This window comes from Corynebacterium striatum (genome assembly GCF_016728105.1).
Taxonomy (GTDB): domain Bacteria; phylum Actinomycetota; class Actinomycetes; order Mycobacteriales; family Mycobacteriaceae; genus Corynebacterium; species Corynebacterium striatum.
The window spans coordinates 1,599,809-1,612,604 of the sequence record NZ_CP068158.1; the positions used below are offsets into that span (position 1 = coordinate 1,599,809).

13 protein-coding genes are annotated in these 12,796 nt (G+C 59.1%); 5 read left to right on the forward strand and 8 right to left on the reverse strand.

What is annotated here, in order from left to right; all coding sequences use genetic code 11:
* The first annotated feature begins 284 nt into the window (after nucleotides 1-284).
* A complete protein-coding gene (locus I6I72_RS07555) occupies nucleotides 285-1,844 on the forward strand; it encodes an ATP-binding protein (RefSeq protein WP_049146172.1) in 1,560 nt (519 codons plus the stop codon).
* On the opposite strand, the gene I6I72_RS07560 is transcribed toward I6I72_RS07555, so the two are convergent.
* A complete protein-coding gene (locus tag I6I72_RS07560; RefSeq protein ID WP_049063685.1) occupies nucleotides 1,819-2,469 on the reverse strand; it encodes an MOSC domain-containing protein in 651 nt (216 codons plus the stop codon). The genes I6I72_RS07555 and I6I72_RS07560 overlap by 26 nt on opposite strands.
* A gap of 29 nt (nucleotides 2,470-2,498) precedes the next feature.
* Entirely contained in the window at nucleotides 2,499-5,027 is a 2,529-nt protein-coding gene (locus I6I72_RS07565) for a hypothetical protein (protein ID WP_236592598.1), read from the reverse strand.
* Between the two features lie 115 nt (nucleotides 5,028-5,142).
* On the opposite strand from I6I72_RS07565, the gene I6I72_RS07570 reads away from it, so the two are divergent.
* The gene (locus I6I72_RS07570; protein WP_201806547.1) at nucleotides 5,143-5,859 is read left to right on the forward strand and encodes a helix-turn-helix domain-containing protein; all 717 of its coding nucleotides are present in this window, start codon (nucleotides 5,143-5,145) and stop codon (nucleotides 5,857-5,859) included.
* A 24-nt stretch (nucleotides 5,860-5,883) separates the two neighbouring features.
* Nucleotides 5,884-6,432 (forward strand): Fic family protein, encoded by a 549-nt coding sequence (locus I6I72_RS07575; RefSeq protein WP_236592599.1) that lies wholly within the window; start codon nucleotides 5,884-5,886, stop codon nucleotides 6,430-6,432.
* A gap of 147 nt (nucleotides 6,433-6,579) precedes the next feature.
* Here the strand turns inward: I6I72_RS07575 and I6I72_RS07580 are convergent, their stop codons facing one another.
* Nucleotides 6,580-6,822: a hypothetical protein gene (locus tag I6I72_RS07580; protein ID WP_129721127.1), complete on the reverse strand. Its 243-nt coding sequence runs from the start codon at nucleotides 6,820-6,822 to the stop codon at nucleotides 6,580-6,582.
* A gap of 49 nt (nucleotides 6,823-6,871) precedes the next feature.
* Nucleotides 6,872-7,480, reverse strand: a complete 609-nt coding sequence (locus tag I6I72_RS07585) for a CueP family metal-binding protein (RefSeq protein ID WP_005530825.1) — start codon at nucleotides 7,478-7,480, stop codon at nucleotides 6,872-6,874.
* A 127-nt stretch (nucleotides 7,481-7,607) separates the two neighbouring features.
* Here I6I72_RS07585 and I6I72_RS07590 point away from each other — a divergent pair, with 127 nt between their 5' ends.
* Nucleotides 7,608-8,240: a type I restriction-modification system subunit M N-terminal domain-containing protein gene (locus I6I72_RS07590; RefSeq protein ID WP_236592600.1), complete on the forward strand. Its 633-nt coding sequence runs from the start codon at nucleotides 7,608-7,610 to the stop codon at nucleotides 8,238-8,240.
* Here I6I72_RS07590 and I6I72_RS07595 read toward each other — a convergent pair.
* The 4 genes from I6I72_RS07595 to I6I72_RS07610 all read right to left on the reverse strand — a co-directional run bounded on the left by I6I72_RS07595 (nucleotide 8,229) and on the right by I6I72_RS07610 (nucleotide 12,040).
* Nucleotides 8,229-8,711 (reverse strand): GCN5 family acetyltransferase, encoded by a 483-nt coding sequence (locus tag I6I72_RS07595; RefSeq protein ID WP_236592601.1) that lies wholly within the window; start codon nucleotides 8,709-8,711, stop codon nucleotides 8,229-8,231. The two genes, I6I72_RS07590 and I6I72_RS07595, sit on opposite strands and share 12 nt — an antisense overlap.
* Before the next feature lie 76 nt (nucleotides 8,712-8,787).
* Nucleotides 8,788-10,374: a recombinase family protein gene (locus tag I6I72_RS07600; RefSeq protein ID WP_201806553.1), complete on the reverse strand. Its 1,587-nt coding sequence runs from the start codon at nucleotides 10,372-10,374 to the stop codon at nucleotides 8,788-8,790.
* Nucleotides 10,375-11,811, reverse strand: coding sequence for a recombinase family protein (locus tag I6I72_RS07605; protein ID WP_201806556.1), 1,437 nt, complete (start codon nucleotides 11,809-11,811; stop codon nucleotides 10,375-10,377).
* Nucleotides 11,812-11,830: 19 nt separating this feature from the next.
* A complete protein-coding gene (locus I6I72_RS07610) occupies nucleotides 11,831-12,040 on the reverse strand; it encodes a dihydroorotase (protein WP_233187424.1) in 210 nt (69 codons plus the stop codon).
* Nucleotides 12,041-12,090: 50 nt separating this feature from the next.
* On the opposite strand from I6I72_RS07610, the gene I6I72_RS07615 reads away from it, so the two are divergent.
* The gene (locus I6I72_RS07615; RefSeq protein WP_201806560.1) at nucleotides 12,091-12,588 is read left to right on the forward strand and encodes a hypothetical protein; all 498 of its coding nucleotides are present in this window, start codon (nucleotides 12,091-12,093) and stop codon (nucleotides 12,586-12,588) included.
* The last annotated feature ends 208 nt before the right edge of the window (nucleotides 12,589-12,796 follow it).

The window sequence follows — 12,796 nt, forward strand, 5'->3', positions numbered from 1 at the left end:
CGGAGCCTGATTCGGGGATCCAGCTCTCGGTAACGTAGTGAGGCTTGTAGAGGCTATCCATTCGTCAGACAGCAAATGAGTGGTTGGATAACTCTTATCCAACCACTCATTGCGGTTTATGCGCTAGATAAAGCTTAAACATACGGGGTTTCAGGGCCATAATTTGGCCTCAATAAGAATGTCAATGACACCTCAATGGGAAGATCAATGAGAACTCTTGTCATTGAAGAGGAATGAAGTTAGCATTGAGCCGTCATTGTTAACATTGAGGGCGGGTATTCATCGTGAACAATTGGTCCGAGAATCAGCTGAGAGAGCTATTGGCTGAGCTTGAGTTGCGCGGCGGTGATTCAACAACAGTCGAGGTCAAAACCGCTCAAGGGGGCATTCCGGACTCTCTACCGCAGACATTGTGCGCGTTCGCAAACATGCCGAGTGGCGGCCTTATCATTCTCGGTGTCAATGAGAAGGAAGGATTCATTGTCACTGGCATTGAGAATCCTTCGGAGATGGAGGCTGCTCTGGCCTCGCAGGCGCGTCATGCCATCACCCCTCCAGTCACAGTGCATACCGACAGTGTGGCAATAGATGGCACGCATGTCGTGATTGCGGAGGTTACGGGTCTTCCGATTATTGATAAGCCTGCTATCTACAGGGGAGAAGCGTATCTTCGAATGGCTGATGGGGACTACCGTATGAGTGCCTCGGAGCTGCGCATGATGGACGTGGCAAAGCTGCATGCCGAAGAGGCAGTGTCCTATGACACGACGATTGTGGAAGGCACGAGCCTTGCAGACCTAGATAGCGACGTGGTGCAAGATTTCTTGGTTCAGGCGCGGAAAAAGAATCGGCGACTATCGGGACTTACTCAAGATGAGGACGTCTTACGGGCGCTAGCGGTGACGACCGCGACTGGAGAGCTGACGCTTGCTGGCCTGTATGCGCTGGGTTTCTATCCCCAAGGGCATTTTCCCTCCTTAGCAGTAACGGTGGCGCAAAGGCTACCAAATGGTTCGAAGCACGGGCGAGTGCTGGGGTTGGAGACCTTTGAGGGGCCCGTTCCGGTGCTGTTGAACTCGGTAATGGGATGGGTAAGGCAACGTTTAGCCGCCGTACGGCGATATCGAGAGGACGGATCAATGGTGGAAGTTCCTGAACTTCCCCTTCCGGCCATTCGAGAGGCCGTGGCTAATGCATTGGTGCACCGTGATCTTGGGCCAAATACGTTGGGTGCGGGTAAATCGATTGATGTCCGCCTATTACCGGACAAGATGGTTATCTCCAGTCCAGGAGGCCTACGGGATCTGACGGTTGAACAGCTCAAGTCGAGAGATCTGGCGCGCCAGGAGATTAACCAGCGGCTCTATAGACTGTGCCGATATCTCAAAGCAGACGATGGCTCTTTTGTTATTGAGGGCGAAGGCGGCGGCGTGCAGCTCATGCTGGATGCCGCGCGAGAGCAAGGACTACCGGAGCCTGACCTGATAGATTCTGGCGTGCAATTTACGGTGAAGATGTGGCGGCCGGACTCTCGTGGAGAGGCCCGTATCTGGGAGCCACTACGCAAGGAGGAATCAGGCACCGGCCCGGAACGACGAGTGGATGCACCAGTGACCTTGGAACGCCTGGGTGTTAACGCCCCGCGCGTAGCGGAGGCGCTGCGTACGGCGGCACAACCGCTGTCTATCGGCGAAATAGAAACAGCCACAAACCTTACTCGAGCGCAGGTCCGATATGCGCTGAAGTCACTGGTGAAGGCACGATTCGTGCGTATGGATGGCACGCGCGGTTCACAAGCGACAACCTATGAATGGCTAGCTAACCGCGGGGCTGCAGGCGCTTAACCAGCTGGTCGTGGTGGACTGGGGCAAGGCAGCCGGCGTCGACGACGCGCCGGGCTAGCTCCTTGTCCCCCATCTTGGCGGCAAAGGCCATGCCCATGGTGATGTCATGGTCGGGGCGGCCGATGAGCGTAATCTCATCGCCAGAAGTGATGCGGCCAGGCTCGATGATGCGCAGGTAGGAACCGCAATCGCCACGCTCAGTGAAGGACTTGAGCCAGCCGGGCTCGTCCATCCAACCGGAGAAGGTGGCGCAGGGTGTGCGCGGGATAGACACTTCGAGCACGCACTCCCCCACCTGAATCTGCTGGTTGATCAGCATATTCGGCCAGGAGATCCCCTCGGTGGTGAGGTTCTCCCCGAAGTAGCCACCACGCAGCACGCGGTTGAGCGTGCCCTCCCAGTAGTCGAGCTCCTCGCGGGCATAAGCATAGACGGCCTTCTCGGCACCGCCGTGGTGGGCGTGGTCACCGATGGAATCCCCCACCACGCCGGAGCCGTCACCGTAGTTGGGCCCAGGTATCTCCAGGTCCAGGAAGGGGCGTGGCTGCTTATCGATGCCCGTGTACTCGTGTCGCCCATGCGGCTCGGGGCGGCGGACAGCGACGTTCGTGGAGATAACCTTCATGCTCACCTATTGTGGCACACCTCACGCGCTCACATGTCGCGATCGCGGAAGAGAGCTTCGGCCGTAACGAGGTCGTAGAAGAAGAGGCGGGGGGCAAGCGGGAGGACGTCGGCAAGCATGGGCATGTCTTCCTTGAGCAGCGGGCTTTCCATGATGATGTCGTTCGCCGCAGCGCGGGAGGCCAGGGCGAAGGCATAGGAAATATAGGGCATCCACGCAGCGGCATTGAGCTCGTCGGCGGTGTTTCCGCTGGCAAAGGCGCCCAACGCGATGAGGGTGTGGCTAACGGACATGTCAACGCCCGCGTTTTGCACCAGCGAGGCCAGTGCCGTGGCGTCCTTGCGCAGGTGCTCGATGGTGCCCAGCGCATCGAGGGCGCCGTTGTTGGCAAAGCACTCACGCAGCGCGGCGACGCGGCCGGCCTCCCCCATCAGATCGTCGACGGGCGGTGTGGGGCTGTGAATGGTCGCGGCATTGAGCAGCATCGGGCGGGTCAGACCATCTGCGCCGGACTCGCGCACGGCGGTGAGCTCGGGGTTCTCGCTGGCTGAAGGATCGAGGAGGAGATCCAGGTAGCTATCGACGCCGGACTCGGCGGCGGCCTCCAGCGGGGAGTGGAACAAGCGCGTGCGCGCAAGCGAGCGGGCTTGTTGGTTCACGCTGACGCCGGTGCGCGCTAGAGCGTGGACCGCGGCCTCCGGTTGGGCGCGCAGGCGGTCGATGGTGCTGTCGAACATCGCTTGCAGTTTGGGGTTGGGGCTGCGCTGGGAGAGCACGTGGAGCGCGCGGAAGGTGTCCCAGAGCTGCTCCGGGGTCCAGTCCTTCGATGCGAGTGCCGCCGGTGAGCCTTCTGGCGTGATCACAATGGAGGCGCTGGAGGGGCGTGCAGGGGCGGCGAGGTTGGAGGAGGCGCGGAGCTCGCGGACGTCGACAAGCAGCGAGCCCTGCTCAGCAAGGTCGGCGGGCAGCTCAAACCCCTCTTCGGTGGGCGTGAGTTGGGTGGGCGCTACGGTGGGCTCGGCCAATGGCCAGGCCCAGCCCACTAAATCTGCCTGCGGTTCTGCGTTCTGTTCAATGATGATTTCATCGCCATTAAGCAGGCCGCGGCTGACGAATGGGGACTTTCGGACGGTGGCCAGCGCTGCATAGATCAGGCTGGTGGATGCGGAAGCTTCGTACTCGACGATGCGCCGCTCCAAGCTGCGGGCCTGGTGAGCCTCGCGCTCCCCCGCCGGGAGGGAGTCCAGGTAATTTTCGTAGGACAGTGTGGACCACATGAGGAAGAGCTCTGCCGTTGGCTGTTTGCGCACGGCGTTGGCCAGCGCGGCGTTGGGGACGGCGAGGCTGGTGACCGCCTGCGTGGTCCTCGAGGTGCGCGCCAGCTCCTTGATCTTCTGCCGACCGTCGATGGTGACGAACTTCGCCAGCGGCAACGGGCGCGGCGAGTGGACGGTAAACATATCGTCCTGATCGAGCTGACCAGCGAAAATTACTGGCTTATCGGAGTGCTCGGTGGGCTCTAGGCCGATGCGCTTGACGCGGCTGAACAAAGCCTCGGGCCAGACATCGAATTCCAGCTCATAGCCGGCCTCACTGGCCACGACCTCGCGGCGCGAGACCTCGGTGTCCTCGAAGGTGCGCAGGCCTTTTTCCAGTGCGATGGGCTTCTTTGGCGGGGAGGCCAACGTGTAGCTGAAGGCTGAGTGCGCACCGAGGGCATCGATGATGCGGAAATCCATGCCGCGCGGGCCGTCGTTGGTCGCACGCATGTGGAGGCCCTCGGCGAGGGAGATGAAGCGGACGTCGACAAGCTGCTCGTCGTGCCACAGCGACACCTTGTGGCGGCCCACCCACGGGTCTTCGTAGAGGTCACCCGGGAAAGGCTCGGCGATGCCTGCGTCGAAGGTCTGCTCCGAAATCTCCTCCTGCTCGCCGCCGAGAGGCGCGTAAGTGAGATCGATGCGCCACTCCCCTTCCGCAATGAGGTGCACGCGCGGCGACTTGGTGAACACCGGCTCGTTGTCGAGGCCCCGGGCGTTGGGCAGGATGGCGACGTCAAAGTCCCACTCAAAATCGCCGTGCTTGGCGACGTCCACCGGCTCCCTCTGCGGCACCCTGACCTGATCCGGCAGCGGGCCCACTTCCCAGCCGGCCCAGATGCCGAGCGGCTGAGCGGCCTCCAGCGTGCCCTGCGGCGCGATGAGGGTGGTGCGGTCATAGACGATGAACGGCGCCTCATCGGTGATGCCGGTGAAGGTGACGGTCTCGATGAGGTCCTCATCGCCATCGCGCAGGGTTACCTCGATGCGGGTAAAAGGCCCAGGGATGCCGACTTCCAGCGGTTCTTCGGTGGCTAATTCGCGCACCGAATGGGGGCGATCGATGAAGTGAGACTTGACCACCCACCGAGGATCAGACAGATCTGCCTCAGGATAGGTAGCCGGCAGCTCCAGCATGAGAATGTTGCTCCCCCGGCGCAGTGAAATCCGGGGACCCTGTTCGGTGAGGTCAGTGGTGACCAACGGCGTTGTGGGAAGTGAATAAATCTCCGCGCTCATTTGCTTCATCATAGGACACGGCGGGGTGGTGTTGCCATGTCGCTGGTAGGCGGCCTGACTGTCCTATCCATAGGACAGGTGTCCTATTGATAGGACAGCTAGCTATAGTAGGGCCATGGACCCAGTACAACTCCTCAAGAAGAGCCCGCTGAGCCTGAGCGAAGTGTCGCGGCGTTCGGGGGTCTCACGAAATACGCTCAACCTGTGGATGCGTGGGACAGCTCAACCGAGTTTGACCGGGTTGGCCAAGGTAATGCGCGTGCTCGGATACGAGGTTTCCGTACAGGTACACCGCATGAGTGATGCCGCGGCCGCGACAGCCGCCAGAGTGCTTCTTGGGGATCTCGCAAGTGAGGAGCCAGACGTTAAAGCCTGGATTGACCGCTTTGTGCAGTGGGGTGACACCCCGGCCTGCGGCGGTAGCTGCCAGGCTCTCATAGAACGGGCCGCGTGGGCGTCTAACCCCTACGGCCGCAAGGACGCTCTCCATTTTTTACCAGCGAATCCCATAACGCTTGCCTCAGCGGTTGATGCGAGCGGGCAACCATGGGCGATGTCGGGTGCCTTTGCAGCTCAACAAGTCTCGGGGCATATCGCTGGTGAAGGAGAACCTCGATCAACATTGATTTGGTGCACAAATCCAGCAGACATCGTGCCTTCATTACCCACGCGGATTCGTGCCAGTGCTGAGCCAGTATCCGGAGGAATCACCCTCGTGCCTGTCGCTGGTGAAGAGCTCACCGGCGCAACTAATGAAGCAGGAATACACTACGTATCACTGCATCAGCTGGCCATTGATGTGTGCGCAGAAAACTACATCGGAGGGGCATAGGTGATGAGAAGAGCGACGAGCCGAGTGAGCTGGGAGCACCACGAGCGACCTCACATTGTGGAGTTGGGAACCGAGCGCGCGTTATTCCGACTCACCAAGCAACTTCCTGACTTGGTGTGGAACGCTGCCGCGCTGGAAGGAAACACGTTTACCCTCCCAGAAGTCCGCACGTTGCTCGATGCCGGACTTTTCCGTGGTGAAGGCGACGCAGAGGGAGACGGCGGTGGAGTGCGGCTCATGGATGGCGGGTTCATCCCTTTCGACCCTGCTGATGAATTGGGTGAAGCCCATGCCGATTTGCTGGTGTCCCTCCAAGGGCTTGAAAACCCAGTCGAGCAAGCGTTGGCCTATTTCTGCTCTGCCACGCGTAGCCAGTTTTACTTCGATGGAAACAAGCGAACCGCACGGCTTGTGGCGTCCGGTCTCTTACTGAGTCATGGATACAGCGCATTGAATATCCCCCACGCGAGGCAGCTGGAGTTCAACCTTGCACTTGATGAACTTTTCCGGGCCGACGATGCCACAGCTTTGATGGACTTTCTGTATGACTGCCTAGAGGAGTCCTCCCAGTAGAGGGAGAAGACGCGAAGTGCGTGAACGGCAAAGGCCCTCCGCTTTAAAAGCGAAGGGCTTGCTTGGGGCTGAATGCTCAGCGCATCCTCTAGTGTGAAGCGCTGAGTGCTTAGCGGAACATCCTCTGCAGAGCGGCGAAGTCAACCTTCACGATGCCCATGGACTGCAGGTAGGTAGCGATAGCGCCGAGGATGGCGGCAGCGATGCCAGCGCCCAGGAAGCCGGCGCCGACGGGGTGGCGTGGCTAAACGGAACAGAGCTGACGGCACCAGCGGACTTGCCGTGGGAAATAGCCTGCTCGGAGATGTTCTTCAGGGAGTGGCCGTATGGGGACTTGCCCAGAACACTGTTGACGTCGGCAAGCACTGCATGGACACCATAAAACGACAAACGGTGAACCCCAGGAGGTGGGATTCACCGTGGTGAATGAATGAGCGGATTAGGTCATCTGCAGGGTGGTGATGCAGGTTGCGCCCTCCTCGGTGGTGTCTAGGGGAACCTCACCGGTCTTGCCGTCCTTCTCGACGGTGATGGTGCCCTTTTTGTCGGCGGGCAGCCAGTAGCCAATGAAGCCGTTGTCAAAGGTCGTCGTGTCTTCGTTGACCAGCTCGTTTCCTTCGTCATCCGTGATGGTGACGTGGATGTCTTCCTTGCTGAGCTCACCAGTGCAGGTGGTCAGGGAGTGGTTGAAGCAGTCATGGGTCTGGGTCATGTACGGCGCGATGGAGACGTAGAACTTGTCCTCCGGCAAGGGCAGGGATGCTTGGCCCTGCTCGGCAGTGAGGACTAGCTCGTTCGGCAGCACGGAGGCGTGCAGATCGCTAGGGCGCTCCTCCTTGGGCATGTGGTCCAGCTTGTCGATGATCTCCGGGCCATCCAACCCTTCGAGATCGAACTCGGCGAGGATCTCCTCGGCAGGCACCTGTTGGATGTCGGTGCTGGAAGCGGCGCTCTTCGAGGCTTCGCTCGGGCCGGGGCTCTCCGTGGAGCAGGCGGACAAGGTGATGGCTGCGGCGCACACAGCCGCAAGAGAAATGAGGCGTTTCATAAGTCTTCCGAATAGGTCCGATTATGTTGACTCAAGCCTATACCCCACTGGGGTATCCATCAACGGAATGAGAGAAGGAACATCTTTTTGCGCTACGCGGGCTGAGCCTTCCCGTATAGCTGTCTCAATGGCTGCAACAGCTACCCTGAAGTACATGATTACCGGCGCCCTCAAAAACAACGTCGACCGCATTTGGGACACCTTCTGGTCCGGCGGCATTTCCAACCCTGTTTCCGTCATTGAGCAGTTCACCTACCTGCTCTTTATCAAGGACCTCGACGAGCGCCAGGTCCAGATTGATAAGCGCCGGGCGCTGGGGGATCCCACCGCGACGGAAGACATCTTTGATGCCAGCCAACAGGATCTGCGGTGGCGCAACCTCATCGAAGACCGTGACATTGCCCGCCGCAAAGCCACCATCATCACTAAGGTCTTCCCCTTCATCAAGGAGATGGGCGGGACGGGCTTCCAGGAACACATGGCCAACGCCTCATTCGAGATCGAATCTGAAGCGACGCTCTCACGCGTCATGGAGCTCATTGACCAGCTGCACTTCTCGAACAAGGACATGAAGGGCGACTTGTATGAGTACATGCTGGACAAGCTGTCAACCTCGGGTACGAACGGCCAGTTCCGCACGCCCAGCCACATCATCGAGCTCATCGTCGCGCTCATGGAGCCCACACCACAGCAGCGCATCATCGAAACTTTCATGTCACAACGGATACAAACGCGCGCCAACTACGATTTAGCCGCTTGACTGGTTCACTTCCAGCGAGCGAGGGTCATGGCCGATCTTCCGGGAAACGAAGAGCTTGCGGTAATGGGGATCCCCGTCTTTACGCGGGTAATAGTGCCAGCCAATTCCTGCCCAAAACTCGTCAGCGCCTTCGGAGAAAGCGATCAAGGGGTAACCTGCGTAGTGGCTGATCAGATGCCTTGCAAGCTCAGCCCCATAGTGCTGTCGGCGAAGGTCATGGCGGATCTCAAAGAACCAGATCTCTTTGGTTGGCACCGTCGAGTCAACTCCGATATAGCTATCGGAGAGCGGCCAATCTGTCACCTCAGCGCGCCCGACTTCCACACTATCGGCAAGAAACTGGATGTACTCTTTGCCACCCAGGGTGTCGTCGCCGACTCGTCCAGCCCTGTCGTGCCACCAGCGGTCATCGAATCCCTCGACCACCTGGAACGGCGTCACGTAGTTCTCAACTTGCTGAAGAATTTTCAATTGTAAGCAATCCACCACTCCAAGACTACGCGAGCGCCCACCAGGTTCTGGCAGGCGCTTAGATGTGGATACTGGGTTACTGCTTGATGGCGACTACTTGGGTGCTGCCGTCGCGAAATTGAAAGGTGACGTTGCCGTCGACGTCGACGGTGCCTTTATCGAGCAAAGCTACGCAGAGGTATGGGCTGAAGACCAAGCGTTCAAGATCAAGGTTGGCGGTCTCCTGCATGTAATAGTGGTAGGCGGCCAGTCGGTTGTTTTTGTTCTGGATCTCGGCGACCACGGCAGCGTGATCAGCTAACAGCGCCTGGTGCTGTTCGTGGCTAGCGTTGAACGCCTTCTCGTAGGTTTGCTGGTCTTGAGCGACTCGTGCGTTGTGGGCGATCATCGATTGGAGCTTTTTGGCCACCTCGTTGATCTGAGCGAGAAGCCCGGCGGCCTCAACCTCCAGGTCACTCGTGTCGAGGGCGTCGAGAACGGCTTGGTTGACACCTGTGTCGGTCGATGAGCCGAATCGAAGGCGAATGGCCTTAAGGATCATGTCCTTGAGTCGTTGATCGCTGATGTGCCCGGTGGCGCATTTTTCCTGGCCTGCGTATTTGTGGCCGCACCGCCAGATGACCTTTTCGTACTTACTGCCCGCGTGCCAGGTTTTCGAGCCGAAGAAGTGCCCGCACTGGCTGCACTCCAAGGTCGATGAGAAGGGCCGGGTGCGATGCTGGGTTCGCTGATCTCTAGCCCCTTTAGCTATTTCGGCTTGGACGAAGTCCCACACTGCCGGGCTGATGATCGCCTCATGGCTGGCGGTGACGTAGTACTGGGGTACTTCGCCTTGGTTGATGACTTGACGTTTCGTCAGGTAGTCAGCGACGTACGACTTCTGCAGGAGAGCGTCACCCTTGTATTTCTCGTTGGTGAGAATCGCTCGTATGGATCGGTAATACCAGGTCTTGTTGCCTGCGGCGGTGAAGGTCTCTGGTTCGTCGGTGAGGGTGCGGGCGATCGTTCCGATGGACATGCCACCTAAGTACATGTTGTAGATCCGGCGCACGAGTTTGGCTTGCTCGGGGTTGATGACGAGGCTGCCGTCTTCGCCTTTGTCGTATCCGAGGAAGCGGGAGTATGGGACGGTGACCTTGCCGTCGGCGAAGCGTTTGCGGTGTCCCCAGGTGACGTTTTCGGAGATGGAGCGGGCTTCTTCTTGCGCCAGCGAGCTCATGATGGTGATGAGGAGCTCGCCTTTGGCGTCGAAGGTCCAGATGCCTTCTTTCTCGAAGAAGACCTCCACGCCTTTGTCTTTGAGGGCTCGAACGGTGGTGAGCGAGTCGACGGTGTTGCGGGCGAACCGGGACACACTCTTGGTGATGATCAGGTCGATCTTGCCGTCGAGCGCGTCGGTGACCATCTGCTGGAATCCAGCGCGGTGTTTGGTTGAGGTGCCTGTGATGCCTTCATCGGTATAGACCTTCACGAACTGCCAGCCCGCGTGATCGCTAATGTAGCGGGTGTAGTAGTCGACCTGGGCTTCGTAGGACGTCACCTGATCGTCGTGGTCGGTGGACACGCGGGCATACCCGGCGACCCTGCGCAGGGTTGTCTGTCCAAGTGGAGCACCAGTGTGGAGAGCTCGGGTGGCGGGGATTGCTGTGACGGTGCGGGCCATTTAGCGTTCGCCTCGCTCGGCGCGCAGGCGCTCAGCCTCTGCCTTGGCCACGGCCCGGTACTTCGCCAATGCTTCTGGTGGTGTTGGTGCTTGCCGTGGGTTGTTCAACCCGAGCCTTTTGGCTTCTGCCCAGCGGGCACGCAAGAGTTCACCCCAGGCGGCTTTTCTTGCTGGGGTCCACGAGCTCTTCTTCAGGTTTGGTCGCCACGTGTGCGAGCTGCTGGTGCCATCGGTGTAATGAAACGTGTAATGGTCTTTTCCCTGCACTTCGATGTGGTCGATACGCTCGTTGAACACCTCTTGGTCGAAGGTATCGATACCCAGGACTCGCGCGATGAAGCCTTTGAGTGCCGTGTCAGAGATCTCGCAGGTGCCGCATCCGGTTTTGCGGCCTTTCTTGCGTTCGGTGCAGATCCAGTGCTCGGTGGAGATCGAGTTCTGGGTTTTCGGATTGCGTACGTTGCGCACAAACGAGCAGTTGCAGGACACGCATTTGATCTTCGACGTCAACGCCACAGTTTCTATGGACCAATTCGCCCGGGCACCGAGCTCGCGACGTCGAGCGATCTCGGTTTGTACAGCGGTGAAGGTGTCGCGGTCGATGATCGCGGGGATCGCGTTTTCCACCAGGTATTGCGGCAACTGGCCGGTGTTGCGCACTGCTCGTCCAGGCCTGCCCTCCGGAGTGGACCATCGCCCTAACAAGAGGTCGCCGGTGTAGTGCGGGTTCTTCAGGATGTGACGGACCCATTCGCCGGGCATCTTGTTATCAGCCAGGTGCGGAACCCTACCGTCAGCGATGAGCTGCGCGGCCATCTTTTCGCACGAGGTCTTCTTCATGTACTGGGCGAAGATCCAACGCACCACGGCTGCTTCTTCTTCGATGATCTGCACGTCGGTGCCGTCAGCGGAGTCGGTGTAACCGTACAAGTGGAAGCCGTTCGCTTTGCCTTCTTCGAAGCCTTTCCAAATGCGCCACTTCACGTTTTGGCTGATTTGCTCTGATTCTGCCTGCGCGAAAGACGCCAGCAGGGTGAGCATGAGTTCTCCGTCAGCGCTGGTTGAGGAGATGTTCTCTTTTTCGAATCGCACCTCCACCCCGAGGTCTTTCAGCTCGCGAACGGTTTCGAGCAGGTCGACGGTGTTGCGAGCGAATCGCGAGATCGACTTGGTGAGGATCAGGTCGATCGCTCCTTTCCGGGCAAGGGCCAGCAGTTCTTGGAACTGGGGGCGATTTATGGTGGTTCCAGAGATTCCAGAATCGGCGAACACTCCGGCGAACGTCCAGCCAGGAGTGTCGTGAATGAGTTGCTGGTAGTAGGAAACTTGGGTGGACAAACTCAGCGGTGTGCGTTCGGTTTCCATGCTGATGCGGGCATACGCTGCCACTTTCACAAGCGGAGAAGTGCTGATCGGTGGCGGGGTGATTTGCTCCATTCTCTTCAAGGTATTTCTCCTAGTCAGACAGGGTTTCAGGTTGTATCCATACATCACTCAAACCCTCGAGATAGTCAACGAAACTGGCTCTTTGTAGGGCGGCTAGCGGCGCATCTGGGGTGTCGAGGCGCTGGCACACGGTGATGGCTTCGCGTGGGGTGAGGATGCCGCGTTCGAGAAGCTTCTTGACCTGCGTGAGCTGGTGATGAGCCGTCAGCTCGGCTGCCATGTTCATCGTTTACCGCCACGGGTATTGAAGCGGTGCTGGACGTAGCACGGGTGGCAGCAGTACTTGCGTTTCACCTGGCCAGTGCGAGCAACAGTGACCTGTCGGTGGCAGTTCGCGCAGACCAGTTCTTCGGTGACCACCCTGCGATGGGCGGCCCACCAGGCTCGTCGACAGGCAGTGGAACAGAACTTCGATCCTTGCCGGAGCTCGATTGGCTTGCAGCAGTGCAAACACCACACTCCAACTGGATCCGTGACCTGCTCAACGGCAGGATCGACGGTGATGCCGTGTCGCAGACAATAGGTCTTGACACTGTTGGCGTTCAGATCCAGGTGCGCGGCAATACGAGAGTAGGCAACCCCCGCAGCGCGCATCATCTGGATGTGATGGCGATCAGTCTGGTTCAGAGCCATGAGCAGGCCCTCCTGGCAACGAGGCGAAAGGTGGTCGCCCATACGCCGGTCACGCCAGACGAAACCGGACAACAGAAACAAAGCTCCCTGCCGCGTTCGCACCCGTGGCTGGGATCTGCGCCTCTATTCAGATAAGGCAGCAATTCTTTGCTCAATTCACAATGCGGGCCGATCGACGTGTGAACCGCGACAGAGCAAGGGCGGGTGAAGATGACTGGCGACGACTTTGAACTCCCGGTGTTTCTCGACGACCAGTCGTACCGAACCTGTTCAGAATGCGGCTCAGATTGTGTCCCTGACCCGTTTGCTGCAGGCGAAGGTCAAGGCATCAGGATCGCGTTCA

Bases quoted from the DNA above. Each gene is read 5' to 3' on its own strand.
- I6I72_RS07560 (WP_049063685.1), bottom strand. From the start codon at position 2,469: ATGAAGGTTATCTCCACGAACGTCGCTGTCCGCCGCCCCGAGCCGCAT.
- I6I72_RS07565 (WP_236592598.1), bottom strand. From the start codon at position 5,027: ATGAGCGCGGAGATTTATTCACTTCCCACAACGCCGTTGGTCACCACT.
- I6I72_RS07570 (WP_201806547.1), top strand. From the start codon at position 5,143: ATGGACCCAGTACAACTCCTCAAGAAGAGCCCGCTGAGCCTGAGCGAA.
- I6I72_RS07585 (WP_005530825.1), bottom strand. From the start codon at position 7,480: ATGAAACGCCTCATTTCTCTTGCGGCTGTGTGCGCCGCAGCCATCACC.
- I6I72_RS07590 (WP_236592600.1), top strand. From the start codon at position 7,608: ATGGCTGCAACAGCTACCCTGAAGTACATGATTACCGGCGCCCTCAAA.
- I6I72_RS07600 (WP_201806553.1), bottom strand. From the start codon at position 10,374: ATGGCCCGCACCGTCACAGCAATCCCCGCCACCCGAGCTCTCCACACT.
- I6I72_RS07605 (WP_201806556.1), bottom strand. From the start codon at position 11,811: ATGGAGCAAATCACCCCGCCACCGATCAGCACTTCTCCGCTTGTGAAA.
- I6I72_RS07610 (WP_233187424.1), bottom strand. From the start codon at position 12,040: ATGGCAGCCGAGCTGACGGCTCATCACCAGCTCACGCAGGTCAAGAAG.